Annotated in this window: 23 protein-coding genes; 20 read left to right on the forward strand and 3 right to left on the reverse strand. The window is 37.7% G+C overall.

The window, feature by feature from the left end; translation table 11 throughout:
* Positions 1-134 precede the first annotated feature (134 nt).
* From V7137_RS07425 to V7137_RS07435, 3 genes are read right to left on the reverse strand one after another with little or no spacing between them, the layout of a single operon-like run.
* Positions 135-1,313: a hypothetical protein gene (locus tag V7137_RS07425; RefSeq protein WP_335697490.1), complete on the reverse strand. Its 1,179-nt coding sequence runs from the start codon at positions 1,311-1,313 to the stop codon at positions 135-137.
* Positions 1,313-1,750, reverse strand: coding sequence for a type II secretion system protein (locus V7137_RS07430; protein ID WP_335697491.1), 438 nt, complete (start codon positions 1,748-1,750; stop codon positions 1,313-1,315). The genes V7137_RS07425 and V7137_RS07430 overlap by 1 nt, the downstream gene beginning before the upstream one ends.
* Before the next feature lie 18 nt (positions 1,751-1,768).
* Positions 1,769-2,206: a type IV pilus modification PilV family protein gene (locus tag V7137_RS07435; protein WP_335697492.1), complete on the reverse strand. Its 438-nt coding sequence runs from the start codon at positions 2,204-2,206 to the stop codon at positions 1,769-1,771.
* A 354-nt stretch (positions 2,207-2,560) separates the two neighbouring features.
* Here V7137_RS07435 and V7137_RS07440 point away from each other — a divergent pair, with 354 nt between their 5' ends.
* From V7137_RS07440 to V7137_RS07535, 20 genes are all read left to right on the forward strand, one after another.
* Positions 2,561-3,355 (forward strand): hypothetical protein, encoded by a 795-nt coding sequence (locus V7137_RS07440; RefSeq protein WP_335697493.1) that lies wholly within the window; start codon positions 2,561-2,563, stop codon positions 3,353-3,355.
* Between the two features lie 21 nt (positions 3,356-3,376).
* A complete protein-coding gene (locus V7137_RS07445) occupies positions 3,377-4,699 on the forward strand; it encodes a G5 domain-containing protein (RefSeq protein ID WP_335697494.1) in 1,323 nt (440 codons plus the stop codon).
* A 15-nt stretch (positions 4,700-4,714) separates the two neighbouring features.
* Positions 4,715-6,376 carry a GspE/PulE family protein gene (locus tag V7137_RS07450; protein WP_335697495.1) on the forward strand — a complete coding sequence of 554 codons (1,662 nt, stop codon included), beginning with the start codon at positions 4,715-4,717 and terminating at the stop codon, positions 6,374-6,376.
* A gap of 10 nt (positions 6,377-6,386) precedes the next feature.
* Complete coding sequence (locus V7137_RS07455) at positions 6,387-7,436, forward strand: type IV pilus twitching motility protein PilT (protein WP_335697496.1); 1,050 nt, start codon at positions 6,387-6,389, stop codon at positions 7,434-7,436.
* Entirely contained in the window at positions 7,429-8,646 is a 1,218-nt protein-coding gene (locus V7137_RS07460) for a type II secretion system F family protein (RefSeq protein ID WP_335697497.1), read from the forward strand. Before V7137_RS07455 ends, V7137_RS07460 begins: the two co-directional genes overlap by 8 nt.
* Before the next feature lie 132 nt (positions 8,647-8,778).
* The gene (locus V7137_RS07465) at positions 8,779-9,255 is read left to right on the forward strand and encodes a type II secretion system protein (protein WP_335697498.1); all 477 of its coding nucleotides are present in this window, start codon (positions 8,779-8,781) and stop codon (positions 9,253-9,255) included.
* Between the two features lie 5 nt (positions 9,256-9,260).
* Positions 9,261-10,019 carry a prepilin peptidase gene (locus V7137_RS07470; protein WP_335697499.1) on the forward strand — a complete coding sequence of 253 codons (759 nt, stop codon included), beginning with the start codon at positions 9,261-9,263 and terminating at the stop codon, positions 10,017-10,019.
* A 13-nt stretch (positions 10,020-10,032) separates the two neighbouring features.
* The gene (gene pilM, locus V7137_RS07475; protein ID WP_335697500.1) at positions 10,033-11,028 is read left to right on the forward strand and encodes a type IV pilus biogenesis protein PilM; all 996 of its coding nucleotides are present in this window, start codon (positions 10,033-10,035) and stop codon (positions 11,026-11,028) included.
* Positions 11,028-11,864, forward strand: a complete 837-nt coding sequence (locus V7137_RS07480) for a hypothetical protein (protein ID WP_335697501.1) — start codon at positions 11,028-11,030, stop codon at positions 11,862-11,864. The genes pilM and V7137_RS07480 overlap by 1 nt, the downstream gene beginning before the upstream one ends.
* On the forward strand, positions 11,861-12,628 hold the full coding sequence (locus V7137_RS07485) for a hypothetical protein (RefSeq protein WP_335697502.1): 768 nt from the start codon (positions 11,861-11,863) through the stop codon (positions 12,626-12,628). Before V7137_RS07480 ends, V7137_RS07485 begins: the two co-directional genes overlap by 4 nt.
* A gap of 135 nt (positions 12,629-12,763) precedes the next feature.
* Positions 12,764-13,843, forward strand: coding sequence for an SPOR domain-containing protein (locus V7137_RS07490; protein WP_335697503.1), 1,080 nt, complete (start codon positions 12,764-12,766; stop codon positions 13,841-13,843).
* 205 nt (positions 13,844-14,048) lie between these two features.
* Positions 14,049-14,621: a Maf family protein gene (locus V7137_RS07495; protein ID WP_335697504.1), complete on the forward strand. Its 573-nt coding sequence runs from the start codon at positions 14,049-14,051 to the stop codon at positions 14,619-14,621.
* Positions 14,622-14,663: 42 nt separating this feature from the next.
* Positions 14,664-15,353 carry a RadC family protein gene (gene radC / locus V7137_RS07500; RefSeq protein WP_308128790.1) on the forward strand — a complete coding sequence of 230 codons (690 nt, stop codon included), beginning with the start codon at positions 14,664-14,666 and terminating at the stop codon, positions 15,351-15,353.
* Positions 15,354-15,514: 161 nt separating this feature from the next.
* Positions 15,515-16,537, forward strand: a complete 1,023-nt coding sequence (locus V7137_RS07505) for a rod shape-determining protein (protein WP_218347815.1) — start codon at positions 15,515-15,517, stop codon at positions 16,535-16,537.
* An 81-nt stretch (positions 16,538-16,618) separates the two neighbouring features.
* Entirely contained in the window at positions 16,619-17,500 is an 882-nt protein-coding gene (gene mreC / locus V7137_RS07510) for a rod shape-determining protein MreC (protein ID WP_335697505.1), read from the forward strand.
* The gene (gene mreD, locus V7137_RS07515; protein WP_335697506.1) at positions 17,497-18,015 is read left to right on the forward strand and encodes a rod shape-determining protein MreD; all 519 of its coding nucleotides are present in this window, start codon (positions 17,497-17,499) and stop codon (positions 18,013-18,015) included. Before mreC ends, mreD begins: the two co-directional genes overlap by 4 nt.
* Positions 18,016-18,178: 163 nt before the next feature.
* Positions 18,179-18,859: a septum site-determining protein MinC gene (gene minC / locus V7137_RS07520; RefSeq protein ID WP_335697507.1), complete on the forward strand. Its 681-nt coding sequence runs from the start codon at positions 18,179-18,181 to the stop codon at positions 18,857-18,859.
* Between the two features lies 1 nt (position 18,860).
* Positions 18,861-19,664 (forward strand): septum site-determining protein MinD, encoded by an 804-nt coding sequence (gene minD, locus V7137_RS07525; RefSeq protein ID WP_335697508.1) that lies wholly within the window; start codon positions 18,861-18,863, stop codon positions 19,662-19,664.
* Positions 19,665-19,788: 124 nt separating this feature from the next.
* On the forward strand, positions 19,789-20,574 hold the full coding sequence (locus V7137_RS07530) for a M23 family metallopeptidase (protein ID WP_335697509.1): 786 nt from the start codon (positions 19,789-19,791) through the stop codon (positions 20,572-20,574).
* Positions 20,567-21,433 carry a site-2 protease family protein gene (locus V7137_RS07535; protein WP_335697510.1) on the forward strand — a complete coding sequence of 289 codons (867 nt, stop codon included), beginning with the start codon at positions 20,567-20,569 and terminating at the stop codon, positions 21,431-21,433. Before V7137_RS07530 ends, V7137_RS07535 begins: the two co-directional genes overlap by 8 nt.
* Positions 21,434-21,495 lie beyond the last annotated feature (62 nt).

Consider the following 21,495-nt stretch of genomic DNA (forward strand, 5'->3'; position numbering starts at 1 on the left):
GGTCGGAATCGGGTGGCGGAGTATTCGTCTTGTTAAGCACTATATAATAGAGGTAATTTCTTATAAAACTGGAGTTTAAAATAAAAAAGTACACGTTCATGAAATTTCAAGAATGTGTACTTTTTTATTTTAGTTTAGTATTCATAGTTAACATTATTTAGTAGTTTATCGCTCCAAGTAATATCCAAAGGTGTAGCAGAGGGAATTCCACATTTTTGTTTAAATACAGCATCTGATACATTGCTTTTTACTATTAAGTCACCGGTAATTGTCTGCTTTTTTGATACGGTTAATGTTCCTCCGACACACATTTTTGAACCACTAGGAATGGTTAGTTTCCCGCTGATTACTGCATTTCCTCCAACATAAACTATGGAATTACCAGCAAGTTCAAAATGTCCATTGACCGTTAATCCACCACCAATATAAAGTTTGGATGTTGTATCTATTCTGAATTGGCTTCCAAAAGTAGCATTCCCCTTACTTTCTAGAAATAATGTGGAGGCGTTGTTGGCATTTAATCCTAGGTAAAAGGAATTGTCAGTATGAATTTTCATATTTTTCATATTGTTGGCATTTCCGTTAATAGTGAAAACACCTGTTGGGTAAGTAGAATAAATAATTTTATTGCTAAGACCGTTGATATTGTCGGAGTAGGTTTTAAGAGTATCAATTAATATTTCAGTACAAGTAGTATTAAAAGAGATAGGATTTTTACAGGTACTTGATACATTTGTTGGTACTGGAATCGTGTTCAAGGTAGGGAGAACGTAACTAGAAGTAGCTGCGCTAGCCACATTTAAACCACTAATGACGGGAGTAAAGCTAAGCTCCGTACTAAGAGTGGTACTTTTTCCATTCTCGACTCCATTAATTTTCAAAAGAATTTTCTTATCTTTACTTACATCAAAATAATTACTTTCTTGAATTGAAAATGTAGAATGAGGTTTTCCCTCTAATGTAACAGAACTTCGCTCCGAAGCAAGTCCTTGCCGAATAGCTTCTTTCATTAGCGAAACGCCAAGATCAACATAGTAGGTCTCCGTTTTAAGTCCGGTAGCTCGATCCCGTTCGATTGTTGCTTTTACCTGATCGTTAACTGCCTGTTTGTTTGCTTCATATATATTTTGTACGGCAACCTGATAATAGGATATTCCCATTTCTGCTAGTGCCACCGACTTGGAGTTCTTTTCGACAACTTGATTTTGTTTTACACTGCTATAAGAGAGTCCCACAAAAGATAAAAAAATAATCATCGAAATTGTTATCATTAATAAAACGGTAACAAGTGTGTACCCCTGTTCATTCTTCATCAAAACCCACCATCCTTTAACCGATAGAGTAATGTGGTAATCACAACATTGTTACTAGAGTCATTACGATCTGAGACAGTAAGAATTAAATTTTTATCCTCTTGTCCTGGAATAACAGTACCTGAAAGATTGATAGAATAGCATAATTTACTATTAGTAAATAGCTGGGTTTGGGTGCTATTGTCTTTATTATTAATAAAGACATTAATTTCACAATTAGAATTAGTGAAAGTATATTGTTTAGATTTTTGATGTATCTTTATCAATTGTGTATTGAGGATATTTGCCTCTTGTTGTATAAAATTTTTTGAAATAGATTTTTGTGAATAAATAACGCTTTGGGATAGGATATTCACTATAATAATACCAATAAAGGAGACAATAGCTATAGTTACCAATAACTCGATAAGTGTTAATCCACGTTGGTTATGGATCAATAAAATCATCTCCTCCAATCAAAATTTAATATAACCATATATTTCACTGACGACTGTATTCCTTTTATTCAAAAGTTGGATTTCAATATAATGGACTTCAAAGGGAGAAGCTGTTGCAGCAGAAGTTAATTCAGAAGTTCTCTTTATTTTTATGTTTGCAGTAAAGTCACCCTCGGTTGTTTTACAGTAATAAAAATCACCTTCAGATTTTACAAATCCAGGCAAACTACCAGTTGTTTGGTCTTCCAGATAATTTTGCACTTCAATAGAGTTTTGCCAAACTATTAATAATTGTTTTGCTGTATTTATAGCTTGAGTTTTATCTTCGTTTACCTTATTCATAAGTCCCATTTGTGGAAAAAAACGTAATATTGATAAAAAGATTATTGATAAAATAACTAATGATGCGAGAACCTCGGTTAGAGTTAAGCCTTTTTCATTATAATTTATTTGCATATATTTCAATCCCTTCAAGGGTGAATTCATAACAAGTTTTTTTAAATGGAATACCCGAGTAGGTCCTAAAGAATCAAGAAGATATATCTATCCTATAATAGGACAAAAATACTATATTCATCAACTGTCAATTATAGAAAGATCTTAAGTGAGGAAGGGTACCTAAGATGAAAACATTTGAAAATAATGCCAAACATAGTACATCGGCATGCAGCTTTTAAAATACTAAATAGTATTATACAATATTTTAGTGGGCGATTTTTGTCTATTTTTTATAGAAATGATCAAATAATGGAAAGCATTGAAATAAAATGTAGTTTAATAGTATTAATGATGATAGAGAGGGTGTGAATCATGCTTCCGCTAATTTGGGTCTTTAGTTCTGTGATAATCCTAATGTCGATAATATTAGTTATACCATTAGGTTTCACTGTCAAAGGGAAATTATTTACTGTTTTGGCCAGCTTTTTGCTTGGATTAGGAGGTCTCGTTGCCTCTTCATCATTCCCACTATGGGAAACGGCATTGATTTTAGTAGCACTCATCTTTTTTACAGCTTACTTTATGGATAAGCGCATTGGCACTGAGTTATTTAAAGAATTTCCTTCAAACGAAGAAGAATTACGTGATGAATTAATTTTCTCTCATTCGGATTTACAAATGGACTTAGAAACACTCCCTGATTCACTAGACCATTCGGAAGTAAAAGTATTAGAACGTACTCTTTCAAACTTGACAGATAGTAGTGATTTTTTAACAATGCATGGACTTGAAAAAGTTATTGAGAATGAAAATACCCTACAAGATGATGACATTTCATTTTTGCTTGAACGAAATTTAGAGGTCAAAGTTAATGAGCATTTTGCCGAAATAGAGTCTGAAATTGGCTATTTGTCTGATATTGAGTCATTACTGGTTGAAGCATCGATAGATCAGATAAAAGATCAAATAGATCACCTCAAAGAGATTGATGACCGCACAACAATTATTCATGGGAAAAATGACTTTAACCAGCATAATTCTGTTGAGGATGATTTAATCGAGGATTCTACATTTGATTTTCTACTTATACCAAAAGAATTGGCTGTGAGTAAAGCGGATGTTCTTAAAGAAATTGGTTCAATGAAAAAAATTAGCTTGCAAAAGTAGTATGAAGGGAGGCCAATACAGTTGGGCAAAAACCAGCAGCTCATAAAGTTGTTTTTTGTTTTATTTCTCGGTACTACCTTTATTTTCTGCTTCTCTCATTACGGTGCAAAAGCATTTGAAAAAATAACAAATGTTGATGGGGAATTTTCCGAGGGCTCGACAATCGGTGCAGTAAATGTTTCAGGTAAAACAAAGGATGAAGCGATTAGTCTGTTAGAGGAAAAGTATGTGGATTGGCTTAAGGAAACGACTATAGAACTACAGTATGGAGAAAAAACAGCTCCTTTTGATTTAAACCAATTTCATCTTGATGCCCAGCAAACAGTCGACTCCATTAAGGATGGTCAAATAAATCCTGCATTCATTACTGTTGATAAAGTACAAGTGGAAGAACAATTAAAGATTCATTTTCCACAAATTAAAGCTAGTGACGTTGATGCGGACAAGCTTACGAGGAGCCTAAATTCAACTGCTGCACTTTTTGCATCTGGTTCACAGACCTTAGACCTTTTTAATGATTTCTTACTCTCAGACCATATGAAAAAGGATTCAATCATAAATACTTCAGTAATAGAAATGAATGATATTCCTTTAGGTTTGAAATCTGTAATCGAGAAAAATCCTGAAATAGAAATGGCAGCAGGATCTACTTTTTCACTACTGGAGTTTGCTAAGAAACAAAATATTGAGGATATTGATACATTAAACATGATTGCAACTGGAATTTATCAAGTAATCTTGCCCTCGAATTTTTCCATAATTGAAAGAAATATTAGTAGTAATTTACCTGATTATTCCAGTTTGGGCTACGAAGCTAAAGTTAATCTGATTAAAACGGCGGATTTAGTGATAGCAAATCCGAATAAAGCAAAGTATATCCTTAAATTACAACTAATAAATAAAGGGTTAAAGGTTAATTTGATGGGTGAAGCATTAGTTTATACTTATAAAATTACAACGAAAGATGAACAAAAATTAGCGCCTAAGACAATCGTTCAATATAGTCCCTTGCTGCTCCCAGGTAAGACAAAGGTACAAACAAAAGGAGAAGAGGGGCAAATTGTTAAGGTTTATCGCGAAGTATATCAAGGTGACCAACTTATTAAGACGGAACTAATTTCAGAGGATTATTATCCACCTTTATATCAAGTGGAAATTCACGGCCTTGAAGGAACGCAAGTAACCACTCAACCTAATGACTCGTCCGATAATAAGGTTGATACAACTAATCAGTCTAATGATTCATCCGCAAACAATAACCAAACCACTACAACCACTGATCCAACAAAACATGTTCCAAGTGAAAGTGACATATGGGGAAAAACGAATGAACAACCAAAATAAAAAGCAGGGATCAAAATGAGGCAAGCACGTAAACGACTTGGCGATTTATTAATTGAAGAAGGATTAATTACAGTTGAACAGCTTCAAACAAGCCTAGAGGAGAAAAATCCAACTAAAAAAATTGGTGAGGCATTATTGGACAGGGGCTTAATAACCGAGCAACAGTTAATTGAAGTGTTGGAATATCAGCTCGGTATCCCACATATTAGCCTTTTCAATTATCCATTTGAAACAAAACTTTTTTCACTCATCTCAAAAGAAACTGCAAGAAGGAATTTAATCATTCCGTTAAAAAAAGATGGAAATAAGTTATTTGTCGCTATGGCAAATCCGATGGATTTCTTTGTTATGGATGACTTACGTTTGTCCACTGGATTTCAAATTGAGCCAGCCATTGCGACAAAAGACGATATTCTTAGATCGATTAACAAATATTATGATATTGATGAAGCCTTTGACGAGCTCCTGGTTGAACTTCAGAAAAATGAAAAGGGACGTGTAGATGATGTAACTGACCTAGATTCACCGATTGTCCGTCTTGTGAATCAAATTTTGTCGAATGCAGTAATCCAAAGGGCTAGTGATATTCATATTGACCCTCAGGAAACCAAGGTTGTTATCCGATACCGAGTTGATGGTGTTCTTCGGGTGGAGCGTGTTCTGCCTCACCATATGCAAAGTGTGTTAACAGCTAGAATTAAAATTATGTCTAATCTTGATATTACTGAACACAGAATTCCCCAAGATGGGCGCATTAAATTAAATCTTGAGTTTCATCCAGTTGACCTCCGTATTTCGACACTACCAACTGTTTATGGCGAAAAAATAGTCATGAGGATTCTGGATATGGGCTCAACATTAAATGACATAAATAAACTTGGTTTTAATTCTCTTAATGCGAAAAGATTTGCTGAAATGATCGAAAAACCTACTGGCATCGTTCTGATTACAGGACCAACTGGATCAGGTAAATCATCAACCCTATATGCAGCACTAAACAAACTGAATAGTGAAGCAGTCAATATCATTACAATTGAAGATCCTGTTGAATACCAATTGGAAGGAATTAGCCAAATTCAAGTGAATCAAAATGTTGGTATGACCTTTGCAGCAGGACTAAGATCAATTCTTCGTCAAGATCCAAATATTATCATGGTGGGCGAGATCCGTGATAGAGAGACAGCAGAAGTGGCGATTCGTGCTTCACTAACCGGTCACTTAGTTTTAAGTACTCTTCATACAAATGATTCTATCGGAACAGTTACAAGGTTGATTGACATGGGGGTTGAGCCGTTCTTACTCGCTTCCTCTTTAAGCGGGATTGTTGCACAGCGCTTAGTCCGGAAGGTATGTCGCGATTGTACGGAAATTCAAGAACCTTCAAAGCGTGAAATCGAAATTTTTGCCAAACGTGGGATGAAAATAGATAAAATATCCCGTGGAAAAGGCTGCTCTTCTTGCAACATGACAGGTTATAAAGGCAGGATTGCCTTACATGAGGTCTTAGTAATAAATGATGAATTGAGCCGGGCTATGATGAACGGAGAATCCTTTCAAAAACTCAAGGAATTAGCGAGTAAAAATAAAACGATTTTTTTAATTGACGATGGATTATTAAAAGTCAAACAAGGTTTAACAACAACCGAAGAAGTATTACGTGTAGCGATTCTGGAGTAGGAGTGCGAAAATGAAAGATAAAATCGACGCAATACTGCGTGCTGCAATTGAATATAAAGCTTCGGATGTCCATTTAACAGTCGGTGTTCCTCCTGTTATGAGAATTAATGGGGACCTTAAAAGGTACGGAACAGACAATTTACTGCCAGCCGATACAGAAGCGATGGCAAAAGCCATTATTCCTGAAAATATGTGGGAAGTTTTTATGAATAAAGGGGAGATCGACTTTTCATATGGCGTGGCGGGAAGTTCACGCTTTCGAGTTAATTCCTATCATCAACGGAAAAGTGTTTCAATAGCCCTAAGGGTGGTGTCCTCCAAGGTTCCACCTATAGAGGAGTTAGACTTACCAGCGATTGTCTCGCAACTAGTGGAAAAGCCTCAGGGACTTATTCTTGTCACTGGGCCAACTGGCAGCGGTAAATCGACAACACTTGCTTCAATGATTGACTATATGAATCGGACTATGCGTAAGCACATCATAACTTTGGAGGATCCGATTGAATATCTCCATCGCCATGGAAACTCTATTATTGATCAACGTGAGGTTGGTTTTGATACAAATAACTATGCAAGCGGATTAAAAGCGGCATTAAGACAAGACCCAGATGTTATTCTTGTCGGTGAAATGCGGGATCTAGAGACGATGTCGATAGCCATAACTGCTGCTGAAACAGGACATCTTGTGTTAGGAACACTGCATACTTCAAGTGCCCCGACAACCATTAACCGGATTATTGATGTGTTCCCATCAGCACAACATCCACAAATTCGTGTTCAGTTAGCGTCGGTCCTAGTGGGAGTCATTTCCCAGCGATTATTTCCTACACCAGATAAAAAAGGAAGAAAAGCTGCAACCGAAATTATGGTTAACAATGCCGCGATAGCCAATTTAATAAGGAATGAGAAGGTTCATCAAATTCAGAGTACGATGCAAACTTCCCGTGCCCAAGGAATGCATACACTTGAAATGAGCATTCGAGACCTATTAGATCGAAATCTGATTCAAAAAGAATCAGCCACACAGTACTTGCATGAAAAGATGATGATGAATGGCTAGATATAAATATGAGGGTCGGGACCGAAAAGGCAAACGGCACGGCACCGTCAATGCTGGATCCAGGCGGGAAGCAATGCTCAAACTGAAAGAAGAGGGAATCAGAGTCATTGAGATGACTGAAGTCCCTGAGACACTAATGACTAAGGATATATCATTAGGAAATCCAGTTAAACTACAGCATTTTGTTATTTATTTAAGACAATTTTCGACGTTAATCAGGGCAGGAGTAACAGTTGTCGAAGCAACAGCAATTCTTGCAGTGCAAACTGAAAGTAAAGCACTTAAGAAAGCTTTGTTAGACGTTGAACAGGAATTACGAGAAGGAAATCCTCTCTCTGATGCTGTCTCAAAGCATAAGAAAATCTTTACTCCGATGTACATTAATATGGTTCGAGCAGGGGAAGTCAGCGGTAATTTAGATGAGACGCTCGAGCGATTAGCCGACCATTTCGAAAAGCAGCACTACACAAGGCAAAAAATTGTTTCTGCTCTTGCCTATCCCGTAGTAGTTGGGATAATTGCTATCGTAGTAGTTATCTTTTTGTTAGTCGCTGTTGTACCAACTTTTATAACTATGTTTGCTGATTTAGGTGGACAATTACCGGCAATTACTAGATTCGTTTTAGCATCAAGTGATTTTATGCAATCGTTTTGGTGGCTGGTAGCATTAATTATTTTTTCATTTGCATTTGCAATAATCACTCTTAAAAAAAATATTAAAACGAAATATTATGTTGACTACTTCCTTCTAAGGATGCCTATCTTTGGTAACATGTTACAAAAAGCTGCACTTGCACGGATGATGAGGACACTAAGTTCTTTATTCTCTAGTTCTGTCCCGATACTTCAAGCAATGTCGATCGTTGAAAGAGTCGTAGAGAATGAAGTTATAGCCAAAGTGATTCGAGAATCCCGTGATTCACTTGAAAAAGGAAGATCCATGACAGAACCTATGAAAAGTCATTGGGCCTTTCCTCCTTTGGTCACTCAAATGATTGTGATTGGTGAAGAAACTGGTGCACTTGATGCGATGCTTTCAAAAATTGCGGAATTTTATGAGAAAGAAGTAGAAACAGTCACCGATCGCTTGAAAGCGTTAATTGAGCCAATTATGATTGTTCTTTTGGCTGGCTTGGTTGGGACAATTGTTGCTGCAATCATGGTGCCTATGTTCACCATGTTCGACCAGTTTCAACAATCAAATCAATAATTGACAAAATAATAAAAAAGTGATTTGAAACGACAAAAATCCAAATAATCCTCTTTTATTTTCTTAGTCCATTAATGTATACTACAAGAGTAATTATTACTAGGTTAATAGAACCATAAGGGAGATGAAATAATGCTTCAAATGTTAAAGAACAAGTTAAAAGATCAAAAAGGATTTACCTTAATCGAATTGCTAGCAGTTATTGTAATATTAGGAATTCTTGCTGCCATTGCAGTACCATCAATTTTGGGGTTGTTAGACAATTCTAAAAAAGATGCCCACATTGCAAATGCTCGTCAAATTGCACAATCAGCAAGACTGTATATTGCTGATCAAAAATTAGATATTACTACAACAGCTACAGATATTCTTCTTTCTGATTTAATCTCAAAAGGATATGTAGAAGATATGAAGGATCCGAGTAAATCAGGCTCTTATGACACTGCTACTTCTAAAGTGAGTATAAGTAAAGAAACTTCCGGAGGTACTAAAATTTCATACAAAGTAACATTGAAACCAACTGTAGCTGCTAATATGACTGCAACTAGTTATACTGATTCTACTAAAGATGCTGCTGCTTTAGGTAGAACGGATATTACTCTTCCGTAATAATTATGATACTTTTTATACTTTTTTTATACGGTACTATCCTTGGTTCCTTCTATAACGTAATCGGACTTCGAGTCCCAATAAAACAATCAATAATCAAACCGAGATCTACTTGTCCAACATGCGGACATCAATTAAAAGCATTTGAACTCATCCCTGTGGTTTCTTATATAATTCAAGGGGGGAAATGCCGCGGCTGTCAGTCGCGGATTTCTCCTATCTATCCGACTTTTGAACTACTTACAGGGATTATGTTTGCAACAGCACCACTAGTTATCGGATGGTCTGGTGAATTATTAGTCGCACTTTCACTAATTTCGATGTTTATGATTATCATTGTTTCTGATATTCATTATATGCTCATCCCTGATAAAATTCTGATTTGGTTTGCAGGGATTTTTTTATTGGAGCGTATATTTTGGCCGCTTAGCCCATGGTGGGACAGTATTCTTGGTGCTGTAACAGGTTTCAGTCTTCTTTTACTCATTGCTGTTGTCAGTAAGGGTGGAATGGGAGGCGGGGATGTAAAACTTTATGCACTGCTTGGCTTAGTCCTGGGGTTTAAGCTTGTCCTCTTATCTTTCTTTCTATCAACATTATACGGTGCAGTAATTGGTGGATTATCGTTACTTCTTAAAATCGTCAAAAGACGTCAACCAATTCCATTTGGACCGTTTATTGCCGCAGGTACTATAACCGCCTATTATTGGGGAACGGAAATCATTGACTTTTACTTACGTTACCTAAATAACGGATTTAAATAAAGGGGTTTTTTATATGGCTTTTTCCCTCTTCACATCCAAAAACCGAATAATCAACCTGGTGATCAATGACCATTCGATTCGTTTTCTTGAATTAAAACAAACGAATCCCCCAGGAGCACAAAAATGGGGAGAACGCCTGCTTCCACCAGGAATTATTAGTAATGGGAAAATTATTGATATTGATTCCTTAGCGAATATCTTAGAGGAATGTATTGATGATTGGAAAATTCAGCGACGTTCGGTCTGCTTTATCGTTCCAGATCAGTTAGTTATCATCCGAAAAGTAACGGTTCCAGCAGAAATCCAGGATGATGAAATGAAGGGCTATTTGTATTTGGAACTAGGGTCTAGTATCCACTTACCCTTTGAGGAACCATTTTTTGACTTTTTTTCACTCTCGAATAATGGAAAGACCAAGGACCTTCTACTTTTCGCGGCACCAGAACAGCATGTAATGGAATATGCCGAATTATTTACCAGTTTGAAATTAAACCCAATCGCAGCGGATATTTCTCCACTTGCACTATACCGTCTATTTCATGGACTTGGTCTAGCAAATCAAAATGAAAAACTTATCATCGTACAGATTGATTTAACACATGTTAATTTATGCATTTTTGAAGATAGTGTCCCTGTTATTATGCGCCCATTCTCATTACCCTTTAATCTCGATCAGTGGGACATTAAACGTGGCAGCGTAGACATGTTGGAATTACAATTTATAGGCGATACAGATGAAATGGTCATTCAGTTTGAAGATATTTTTAAGGAATTGCTTAAAATACTTGATTTTTATAGATATTCACTTAGCAGTGAAAAACAGGATGTATCCAGATTTTTACTCACTGGTGACCATCCAATGCTTCAAGCAATTGTGAATGAAATGAAAGAAAGATTTGAAGTTCCAGTTGATTTATTATCACTAGATGATAAATTGCATGGAAAAACAGGAAGCATGCCGGCTAACTTTTTACTATCTTTAGGTCTTGCTTTAAAAGAGGTGAAATAATGTTAGTAGATATTAACTTGCTTCCCCAAAAGGAACCGAAAAGATATAGTTTCATCATTACATTATCCAGTTTACTTGTAATGTTACTGCTAATTGGTGGGTTTTATTTCTGGAAAACCCAAACGATAAAAGATGAAATAGCTTCATTAGACCGACAAATTTCGGTGACTCAAAAAATTGTAGAAAAAGAAAATCAAAATAGTAAAATAGTCGCTTCAGCAGGTTCTGTTAACCAGTTAAAAACTGCTATACAATGGGCTAACGATTATTCTGTTCAAACGGTACCTGTCATGCAGCACCTAACTTCTCTATTGCCTGAGCGTGGCTTTATTCTATCCTTTGGTTACACAGAAACAGGGGCAGTATCACTGTATGTTCAATTTGATAACGCAAGAGAAGCTGCATACTTCCTAGACAGCCTCAACCACTCTAAATGGGTTGAAGAAGCAAGTCTGACTTCATTATCCGCAAAACAGTCTAAAACCGAAACCAATGCTACTAATAATGAAGTAGCTTTAAATAGCCAAGAAAATACAACGAGTCCGACTACAAGTCCTACGGATCAAAAGAATACAGATATTAATTCATCTATCAATAATCAGAATAACACTGTTACTGATTCAACTTCTAATCAGAATACCAGTGCCAATACTAATACAACCAATACCGCGATAAATCAAAATATTGAAAATAACACAACGGAATCTTCAGACATTACTGTGAATAATATTCTCCCCCGTTATACGGGCCAATTTGAAATTAAATTTGATAAAGAGGCCATTAAGAAAGTTTTAAAAGAGAGCAAGCAATATGAGGGAGGAGTGAAGGGTTCATGAAGCTTCATTTCTCAAAAAAAAACAAACTTATAGTTGGAACCATCACTCTAATATTAGTAGTACTCCTTGCCTATGCTCAGTTTTTTATATTAACACCGTTGAAAACAGATTTAGGAATTAAGGAAAAATCATTAGAGAATGAACAAAAGCTATTAGATATTGTTAGTCAAAAAAACGCTAACACTGCTGAGCCATCTACTGTAGATACGAGCGTGCTTCAGAATAAAGTTCCAGTCCGGCCGCTTCAGGAACAGTTTATTTTAGATTTAGAAAAAGCGGAAAACGTTTCTAATAGTAAAATTTCTGCAATGAGCTTTAGTAAAGATACGGATGCTTCCTCAACTAGTAATCAAATGAATACAGAAAATACAAATGCTGCCCAAACATCAACTGATCCCAATGATGCAAATTCAAGCATAGAAAATAAGCAAAAAGCCCCCACTGTACCAGAAGGTTTAAAAAAACTAAGTGTGCAGCTTAGTGTCGAATCACCGACATACGAGGATTTAGAAAAGTTTATTGAAACACTCGAATCGTTACAAAGGATTGTTGTTGTTGAAGCAATCACTTATTCTGGTGGAGAGGAAATAACTAGTTTGTCGCAAACAGAACAGTCAATAAGCTACAGTCTAACGGCTTCAGCTTTTTACATGCCGGGCTTAGAAGATCTGGAAGACGAATTACCAGAAATTGATGCTCCTGAACCAGCAAACAAGGACAATCCTCTAAGCCAGTTCCCAGCAACTGCACAATCACAGCCATAATTACCACCATACCAAACTTGTAAATAATTTGGCGAAAGACTACGGTAACAAGACGACAAAAGTCTTGTTATTTTTTTTTGTCTTTATGATAGGATGAACCCAATGACCCTTTGGAAGAGAGAGGAGTACGGTTTCGTGGACAAGCCTAACAAAGGCAATACAATTAAGATTAAATTGAATGGAGAAAACACGCCCCATCAGGAAGTTCCTCCAAAAAAAGAGGTTGAAGCAAACATCGACCCTATTCCTAAAGTGATAAAAATAAATACGGAGCATTCAGAATCGGATGTGTTTAGTGAGACTGCGGCTGCACAAGAATCGGTAGACGAAAGTTTTGACTGGATTATCCCTGAATCCTCTGATCAAGACATCGAGGAGTTTAAAATTATCCCAAGTCAAACTAACAAAAAAACAACATTTCCCAAAGTAACAACCTTTTCTACTAATACAAAAAAGAAAACAGGAAGGCCGTTAGGATCCATCTTAATTTCAGCAGTATTCGCCATCTTGATTGGATCGACAATCGGTGTGGTTATGCTTAAATTGGTGTTAACACCTCCATCTAACAAGACGGTAACTACGGAACCGACAGTAGTCACGGACAAGCCTGTCAGTACCGAGACGAAAACGACGGAGGGAAAGAATACGTCAACTGTTGCCATACCTCAGCTAACTACGTATATCATTCAAGGCGGGGTATTTTCATCAGAAGCTGGTGCCGAAGAAACAGCTGCTAATCTAACTCCGAAAAGCGTGCCATCTCAATCAGTGGAAATGGATGGAAAGTATTATTTATTTCTAGGGGTGGCCGATTCGATTGAAGAAGCTAAAGCATTAGGGGCTCAATATAAAGAAGATGGAATTGAAGATGTATTTGCGAAGCCATTGTTATTAGAGGAAAAGAAGTTTTCTACTAGCACTGATAAAGAAAAGTCCTTTTTAAAAGCAGTACCTGCCATTTATGAAACGCTATCTCTTACCACTTCAAATGCGCTCGTCACCAAGGAGCTGTCCGAGGATGCTAGTAAAGTTCTTTCAGAAATTGAAGTGCCGTTAAAAACTAGTGTAAAAAACACAAAGATAAAAGATCTAAAAGCAGAATTAGTAAGTGCAAACGATAAAGTAAAGTCGTATCAAGAGTCAAAAGACGAAAAAAATCTAACTGACGCACAACAGCATTTGCTAACCTTCCTGTCGCTCTATTTTTCTAAGTAATGAATATCGACAACTATCGATATTTTCCGGGAAATATGGCCTATCAAATATTTGATAGGCTTTTTTTATTTACCAAAACCAGAAATATTTTGCATAATTTTACAAATTCCATCAAAATTTAATGATATAAAAATTGTTTGCTACTACAATTTCTGATACGATTGAATTGTATCTCCCTAATACGTACCAAAGGTAAGGTGATCAAATGCAGAACCTCATTTTAGCCTCTTCTTCTCCACGGCGAAAAGAACTTCTAGAAACTCTCCGTTTAACATTCGCGATCTCAAGTAGTGAAGTTGATGAAAGTTTTGACCCAGCTCTCTCTCCTAAAGAAGTTGTGATGGAGTTAGCCGAACGTAAGGCACAAGCTGTTTTTAAAGAAAACCAGGACGCCTTTGTGATCGGCTCGGACACAATTGTTGTTGCGAATAATCAAATCTTAGGAAAGCCCGCAGATGAAGCAGAAGCTTTTGCCATGTTAAAAAGCTTGTCAGGTCGTCAGCATGAAGTATTTACAGGAGTTTCGATTGTGTCTCCAACAGGTACGACTAAGTTTTATGAAAGAACAGAAGTTTGGTTTTGGGAGTTAACGGACGACTCAATACGGGCGTATGTAAAAAGTGGTGAACCGCTTGATAAAGCAGGTGCATATGGCATTCAACAGCTCGGAAGTATGCTTGTCAAAAAAATAAATGGAGACTATTTTGCGGTTGTCGGACTGCCTGTTTCACGAACGGTAAGAGAATTGAAAAAGGCAGGCTACCAGTTGCCGTATTAAACTTTTTTGTTCCTTAACTCCCTTAATAAGGGAGGAAAAAAAGTGTCCACCAATACATTAATGATCCGTGATTTCCCTCAAGATGAAAGGCCCAGAGAACGGTTTATTCAACATGGACCACAAAGCTTATCGAATCATGAACTGATCGCCATTTTGCTGCGAACAGGGACAAAAGATGAATCGGTTTTGCAATTATCGAATCGACTATTGACCCACTTTGAAGGGTTACGACTTTTAAAAGCTGCTACCTTAGAAGAAATGACCGAGATAAAAGGGATTGGTTCAGCCAAGGCCATTCAAATCCTCGCTGCTGTCGAAATTGGTAGAAGAATTGCCAACCTGGATTATAAGGACCGTTATGTGATCCGCTCACCGGAAGACGGAGCAAAGTATGTCATGAATGATATGCGCTTTTTATCACAAGAGCATTTTGTTTGTATGTACCTAAACACAAAGAACCAAGTCATTCATAAACAAACCATTTTTATTGGCAGCTTAAACGCCTCGATTGTCCACCCTAGGGAGGTGTTCCGCGAGGCTTTAAAGCGGTCAGCTGCTTCTATTATTGCCGCACATAATCATCCCAGCGGAGACCCCGCTCCAAGCCGCGAGGACATTGAAGTCACCAAGCGGCTGGTTGAATGCGGAAAGATCATTGGCATCGATTTACTCGATCATTTGATCATCGGGGAAAATAAGTTTGTGAGTCTTAAGGAAAAAGGTTATTTATAAACTATGATTTTATTTAACGTTGAGTTATAATAATGGTTATGGTTTTTTAGGACTACTTAAGATGTAACTAGATAAATATTGAGAAAAAAGACATGATATTAAAGTAATTACCTATTTATTGGAGTTTTTGCATTACGGTTCAGAAAGGGAGATACAAAATTATGTTTGGAATTAGAGCTAGAGATCTTGGGATTGATTTAGGAACTGCCAATACCCTTGTATATGTAAAAGGAAAAGGAATTGTTCTGCGTGAGCCATCGGTGGTGGCGATGCAAACTGATACAAAAAACATTGTCGCGGTTGGTAACGACGCGAAAAATATGATTGGGCGGACACCGGGGAATATTGTCGCGCTAAGACCGATGAAGGATGGAGTTATCGCTGATTTTGAAACAACAGCAGCCATGATGAAATACCATATTCGTCAAGCACAGAAAACTAAAAATGTATTTTCAGGTAATCCTTATGTCATGGTTTGTGTTCCATCTGGGATAACGGCCGTTGAGGAACGAGCTGTCATCGATGCGACCAGACAAGCAGGGGCAAAGGATGCATATACGATTGAAGAGCCTTTCGCTGCAGCGATAGGAGCCAATTTGCCTGTGTGGGAGCCTACGGGCAGCATGGTGGTTGATATTGGCGGGGGAACCACCGAAGTGGCCATCATTTCTTTAGGTGGAATCGTTACAAGCATTTCTATCCGCGTAGCCGGCGATGAAATGGACGATTCGATTATTACTTATATTAGAAAAAACTATAACTTGATGATTGGGGACCGTACAGCGGAAGCCATTAAAGTGGAAATAGGTTCGGCTGGGAACCCTGATGGCATTGACAATATGGAAATTCGCGGCAGGGATTTATTAACAGGTCTGCCAAAGACAATTGAAATTACTGCCAAAGAAATTGCCGGAGCATTAAGAGATACGGTTTCCGCCATTGTAGAAGCAGTCAAGAATACATTGGAAAAAACACCACCAGAACTTGCTGCTGATATTATGGATCGCGGGATTGTTCTAACTGGTGGAGGTGCGCTCCTTCGCAATTTGGACAGGGTTATTAGTGAAGAAACCAAAATGCCCGTGCTGATTGCTGAAAACCCGCTTGATTGCGTGGCAATTGGGACAGGAAAAGCACTGGATCATATTCATTTATTCAAAAATAAAGCAAGAGATTCTCGATAATCTTAGTTGGTGCCAAACAATAAGCACAGGCTAAGTTTAAAAAACTATAATTTTTATCTAGAAAAATAGAGGTGTATAATCATGCCACAGTTCTTTCTGAATAAACGTCTGATTATTTTGCTTGTCAGCATCATTGTTCTCGTGGCATTGATTGGGTTTTCTTTAAGGGAGAGAAGCAAACTATCTTGGCCGGAGCAATTTCTAAAAGATACCACCGGCTGGGTTCAATCCCTGGTTTCAAAGCCTACTCATTTTGTGACAGGCTTTTTTGAAAATCTCCAGGATTTACAAAATACATACGATGAGAATAAGGAATTAAAATCGCGGGTCGAAAATCTTGTTAATCTTGAGGCGCAAGTGCAAGAGCTTAAACAAGACAATGTAGAATTACGTGACATTCTCGGTGAAAAAAGAACCCTGAGAGACTTCAAACCATTACCAGCTACCGTAATTGGCAGAAACCCTGATCGTTGGCATGAAATGATTATTATCGACAAAGGCAAACTAAACGGCATTGAAAAAAATATGGCTGTTGTTACAGCTACCGGTTTGATTGGAAAAGTAAAAAATGTAACACAATTTAGTTCAACCGTGCAATTGTTAAGTGCAATGGATCCAAAAAATCGTATTTCTGCTGTTATTCAAGGCAAGAAGGATGTTTATGGATTTGTACAGGGATTTGATGACAAGCGAAAACTATTATTAGTTAAAGCCATTCCATCCGGTGAAAAAATTGAAAAAGGGCAAAAAGTGATTACTTCGGGCCTAGGTGGTATTTTTCCAAAAGGGCTGATGATTGGAAAAGTGGTTGAGGTTACCCCGGATCAGTATGGGTTAAATCAAACGGCCTTAGTACAACCTGGTGCGAACTTTTATGATATTGAAAATGTCATTGTTATAAAAAGATTAATGACACAGCCAGTTAATATGGAAACATCAGATGGGAAGGGGGAGGATTTGTGAGAAAAGTCCTTCTTCCTCTTTTATTTCTGTTACTTTTTATTATAGAAAGCCTTTTTGTGGAGTATTTACCAGAGAAGGTGTTTGGGTTTGAGCGAATTTTCGTTCCACACTTTCTTTTTATTGCCATTTTGTTTTTAACGATTTTTGTCGGAAAAAAACATGGGATTATTTATGCAGCCATTTTTGGACTTTTATTTGATATTGTGTATGTCGAAATTATCGGCATTTACTTATTCCTTTATCCATTTATCTCGTATCTCATTTATAAACTATTGCAGGTTTTGCAATCCAATTTAATTACGGCCTTTTTGGCTGCCCTTCTAGGGGTCTCGCTATTGGAGATTGGTGTTTATGAAATGAATTATTTAATCCATGTAACAGACCTTGATTTTATCGGCTTTTTGAACTTGCGTTTTTACCCTACCATTATCTTAAATGCAGTGGTGACGCTCATTGCTGCCTATCCATTAAAGTGGCTTTTTGAAAAACATTCGGAAGCATTAAGGGCTGAATGATTTTTTTGAAAAAAGAGGAGAATGGACGCATCGTGTCGAAATTTATAAGGATAAGTATGACTTTTGATTCGGAATAAGCAAGAGGGATTTCCAATCCCTCTTGAAACATCCAAAATGGGCTTGTTTCGAAATTGCTTTCTTATTATGAGGTGAAAAATTCTCCATGAAAAAACGGCAAAATGTTACAATAAAAGGAACGAAGGAAGGTCTTGTCCTTCATCTTGATGATAGCTGTTCCTACGAAGAACTCAAAAGGGAACTTGATCATAAACTTTCAGCAAACTCCAGGACACAGGATGAGCGTCATTTAACCTCTGTTAAAGTGGAAATCGGTAACCGCTATTTAACAGAGTCTCAGCGGGAAGAATTAAAAAACTTAATTCGCCAAAAGAAAAATTTTGAAGTTGATGATATTGAATCTAATGTAATCACAAAAGATGAAGCTGAGCAGTTAATGGCCGAAACAGAGGTCATGACCGTTTCTAGAATTATTCGTTCCGGACAAGTCCTCGAGGTACCTGGTGACCTCCTGTTAATTGGCGATGTCAACCCAGGTGGAACGGTAATGGCTGGAGGTAACATATTCATTATGGGAACCTTAAAGGGTGTGGCTCATGCTGGCTGTTATGGCAATGATGAAGCGGTCATTGCTGCATCTAGTATGAAATCATCTCAGCTTCGTATTAGTGATTGTTTAAATAGGGGTCCAGACAGTCTGCAAAGCAATGAGAAGCGGGAAATGGAATGCGCATACATCGATGATAACCGTCAAATCATTGTTGATAGATTACAAGTTTTAATCCAATTAAGACCTAATTTAACGAGATTAGAAGGGGGACATTAAAGTGGGAGAAGCAATCGTAATTACATCCGGTAAGGGTGGAGTAGGAAAAACAACAACTTCTGCTAATATCGGCACATCATTAGCCCTTCAAGGAAAAAAAGTATGTTTAGTAGATACTGACATCGGTCTTCGTAACTTGGATGTCGTTATGGGACTTGAAAACAGAATTATTTATGACCTTGTTGATGTCGTCGAAAAAAGATGCAAAATCCATCAAGCCCTTGTTAAGGATAAGCGTTTTGATGGGTTATTATACTTATTGCCTGCGGCGCAAACCGTTGACAAATCAGCTGTGAAGCCAGAGCAGATGAAAGAACTGATCATAGAATTAAAACAAGATTACGATTATATCATTATTGATTGCCCTGCGGGTATTGAACAGGGATTCCAAAACGCCATCGCCGGAGCAGACAAGGCGATCGTTGTGACAACACCAGAGGCCTCCGCCGTTCGAGATGCCGACCGCATCATTGGTCTATTGGAAAAACAACCGAATATGGAGGCGCCTAAATTAGTCATCAACCGGATTCGAAATCATATGGTGAAGAATGGGGATATGCTGGAGATTGATGAGGTTACTCAACATCTTTCCATTGAACTCATAGGTATTGTTGCTGATGATGATGAAGTTATTAAAGCTTCTAACCATGGTGAACCGATTGCCCTTAATCCTAATAATAAAGCATCCATTGCTTACCGAAATATTGCGAGAAGAATTCTAGGTGAATCTATTCCGCTGCAGTCACTCGAAAATGCAGAAAAGGGTATGTTTACGAAAATTAAAAAATTCTTCGGTGTTAGATAAAAAAATACATCGCCCTTTAACAGCCTGTCCACGCACTTGAGGACAGGTTGTTTTATTTTAAAGACATACTCTTCAATCCCCCATCATAGACTTGTACAAATTAGTGTGAAAAGGGTGGATGGAAATGGCGCGGTCTACACCGGAAGAAATTCGGCGACGAATCGCCAAGCGAAAAAATGAAAAAGGCACAAGTGTAAAAAGTCCCGACAGCCAGATTACCTGGCCTAGTGACGATGAAAAATACGGCTTTGACCAGTTTACTACTTCAGAGGGTAGTAATGGCGATGACGGGCATCCATTATTTAAGAAGGAAGTTTTCTTTTTCAAGATATTGTCCTCTGTCCTCTTATTTTTAGTGGTGGCCATATTATTTAGGAACCATTCCGCTGCTTTTGATCCGGCAAGAGATGTGGTTACGAAAACAATGGACAAGGATTTCAAGTTTGCAACAGTATCAAACTGGTACGAAAGCAAGTTTGGAAAACCTTTGGCCCTGCTGCCCTTTTCTGATAAAGATGAAGTCGGGAAAAAAGAGGTTGCTGAAACCGAGTTTTCCGTCCCAGCGATGGGAAAAATCCTTGAAAACTTTGAGAAAAACGGGCAGGGCATTATGATAGAAACCGGAAAAGGAGCGCCCGTACAAACGATTAATGATGGTTTCGTTATGTTTGCAGGTGTTAAAGACGGTCTTGGGAAAACGGTCGTCATTCAACATGCCGATAAAACGGAAACATGGTACGGTAATTTAGACGAAATTAAGGTTAAATTATATGAGTATGTTGAAAAACGAACAGTGGTTGGCACTGTTTCTGACTCTACAAGTGATGATAAATCCAAAGGCAAGTATTATTTTGCCATTAAAAAAGATGATGCATTTATCGATCCAATTCAGGTGATTCGCTTTGAATAGAGCCATAAATTTACTGCGACTGATTACTATTCATCCTTTGTTATGGATTATTATTGCACTTTCAGTTGCCACAGCTCATTTCCTAGAGGTTTGCTTACTGCTGGGAATCATTTTCGTCCATGAACTGGGGCATGCTGCTGCGGCTTCTTTTTTTTCATGGCGTGTCAAAAAAATCACCCTGCTGCCGTTTGGCGGGGTGGCCGAGATGGATGAGCATGGCAATCGACCGTTAAAAGAAGAGACCATAGTTATCCTTGCAGGGCCGCTCCAGCATGTGTGGATGGTGGCCCTAGCCTATGGGTTAGTTAGTTTCAACCTGATGTCTGGGGAGCTGTTTCAGCTTTTTTTGAGCTATAATCTGATGATTTTTATATTCAATCTTTTTCCAGTTTGGCCGCTTGATGGGGGGAAACTGCTATTCTTGCTGCTTTCACTAAAACGTTCCTTTCCAACTGCGCATCGACTAACGCTCATCCTTTCATTGATTAGCTTATCAATCTTTTCACTGATTATCGTGATAGCTGCCCCAACCCATATCAATGTCTGGATCATCATCGCCTTCCTTTATTTCTCGCTTTATCATGAATGGAAGCAGCGGCGCTTTATCTTTATGAGGTTTTTACTAGAGCGGTATTACGGGAAGAAATCAAGTCTTCAAACCTTGAAACCGATTGAGGCCAATGAAGAGGAGTTACTGATCCACGTCTTAGAAAAGTTTCAACGCGGCTGCAAACATCCAATCATCGTTGAAGCAGATGGCAAGGAAAAAGGGATGCTAGACGAAAATGAACTTCTACATGCCTATTTTACCGAAAAACGCTTAACCGACAAAATAAGCGACCTTCTTTTTTCATACTAAAAAAGAGTATAATAAAAAGAAAAGCGGAAGCGACCGTTTAGCAACGTATGGACTGGAGCGCT

It is taken from the genome of Neobacillus drentensis (assembly GCF_036962765.1).
Taxonomy (GTDB): domain Bacteria; phylum Bacillota; class Bacilli; order Bacillales; family Cytobacillaceae; genus Neobacillus; species Neobacillus drentensis_C.

Bases quoted from the DNA above. Each gene is read 5' to 3' on its own strand.
- V7137_RS07425 (WP_335697490.1), bottom strand. From the start codon at position 1,313: ATGAAGAATGAACAGGGGTACACACTTGTTACCGTTTTATTAATGATA.
- V7137_RS07435 (WP_335697492.1), bottom strand. From the start codon at position 2,206: ATGCAAATAAATTATAATGAAAAAGGCTTAACTCTAACCGAGGTTCTC.
- V7137_RS07440 (WP_335697493.1), top strand. From the start codon at position 2,561: ATGCTTCCGCTAATTTGGGTCTTTAGTTCTGTGATAATCCTAATGTCG.
- V7137_RS07450 (WP_335697495.1), top strand. From the start codon at position 4,715: ATGAGGCAAGCACGTAAACGACTTGGCGATTTATTAATTGAAGAAGGA.
- V7137_RS07455 (WP_335697496.1), top strand. From the start codon at position 6,387: ATGAAAGATAAAATCGACGCAATACTGCGTGCTGCAATTGAATATAAA.
- V7137_RS07460 (WP_335697497.1), top strand. From the start codon at position 7,429: ATGGCTAGATATAAATATGAGGGTCGGGACCGAAAAGGCAAACGGCAC.
- V7137_RS07465 (WP_335697498.1), top strand. From the start codon at position 8,779: ATGCTTCAAATGTTAAAGAACAAGTTAAAAGATCAAAAAGGATTTACC.
- V7137_RS07470 (WP_335697499.1), top strand. From the start codon at position 9,261: ATGATACTTTTTATACTTTTTTTATACGGTACTATCCTTGGTTCCTTC.
- pilM (WP_335697500.1), top strand. From the start codon at position 10,033: ATGGCTTTTTCCCTCTTCACATCCAAAAACCGAATAATCAACCTGGTG.
- V7137_RS07480 (WP_335697501.1), top strand. From the start codon at position 11,028: ATGTTAGTAGATATTAACTTGCTTCCCCAAAAGGAACCGAAAAGATAT.
- V7137_RS07485 (WP_335697502.1), top strand. From the start codon at position 11,861: ATGAAGCTTCATTTCTCAAAAAAAAACAAACTTATAGTTGGAACCATC.
- V7137_RS07495 (WP_335697504.1), top strand. From the start codon at position 14,049: ATGCAGAACCTCATTTTAGCCTCTTCTTCTCCACGGCGAAAAGAACTT.
- V7137_RS07505 (WP_218347815.1), top strand. From the start codon at position 15,515: ATGTTTGGAATTAGAGCTAGAGATCTTGGGATTGATTTAGGAACTGCC.
- mreC (WP_335697505.1), top strand. From the start codon at position 16,619: ATGCCACAGTTCTTTCTGAATAAACGTCTGATTATTTTGCTTGTCAGC.
- minC (WP_335697507.1), top strand. From the start codon at position 18,179: ATGAAAAAACGGCAAAATGTTACAATAAAAGGAACGAAGGAAGGTCTT.
- V7137_RS07530 (WP_335697509.1), top strand. From the start codon at position 19,789: ATGGCGCGGTCTACACCGGAAGAAATTCGGCGACGAATCGCCAAGCGA.